This is a genomic window from Bradyrhizobium sp. USDA3010 (assembly GCF_056429065.1).
In genome coordinates this window covers 1-715 of record NZ_JBWJZD010000134.1, presented here as the reverse complement: position 1 = coordinate 715, position 715 = coordinate 1, and the positions used below count along the sequence as shown (strand labels likewise).

The 715-nt window shown below is 59.7% G+C and carries 1 protein-coding gene; it reads left to right on the top strand.

All coding sequences use genetic code 11. From position 1 onward, the window contains the following. Window positions 1–266 precede the first annotated feature (266 nt). A complete protein-coding gene (locus tag AC066Y_RS43280; protein ID WP_478279142.1) occupies window positions 267–440 on the top strand; it encodes a hypothetical protein in 174 nt (57 codons plus the stop codon). The last annotated feature ends 275 nt before the right edge of the window (window positions 441–715 follow it).

Sequence of the window (715 nt, the reverse complement as noted above, 5' to 3'; positions counted from 1 at the left end):
GGCTCCAGGCCACGAGACAGCCGACGTAGAACGCCAGCGGAGCCGCAGGCGGATTGAGCCGCCCAAGCCCTTTGCTTACGGGCAAGCGCGGCGCCGACGTCTGGCCAAACTTCAACTGGGACGCCAAGGCACCCATCGGCGGAATGGGGTATCGGGTGCTAACCGATGGCCTGCAGGGAAACCTAATCCCAAATATCCATCGCCGCGAAGAATTCCGGTGTCCATCATCCCCGTTTGGGGCGGTGCGGTCCCAGGGATTGACAACCATGGTGCAGAACATCGTCGCCGGACTTGTCGTAGTGGCTTTGATTGTGATCGGTTCGATTAGCTACGCCCAGAAGCACCATCACTGTGAGCAGGGGTACGTGCTCAAACATTGGCGTGCGCACGCGCTCAAGAAAACCCAAGAGACCTGCGGATCAATGAGCCCTTCAATTTAGCTCACTACCATGCCGCAACGGCTGGGACGGGTTGGCAACGCAGACTGGTACGATATCTCGGCACACCTCAAATGCACCGCGTGCGGCCAGGTCGGCTGGTCGACACGCGGCTCGACTGGGGTGAGGTGATCAATTTCGCCAAGGGCGTCTCGGGCGGAGCGTCCTTCAAGTGCCACCTTCTGAGCCGACAGTACGAGGTCGGTCTCGCCCGTCCTTATCCAGCACCACGCAAAGTAATCGCCCCGTGTCGCTTTTGTCACATTCGGCAAAGAAAC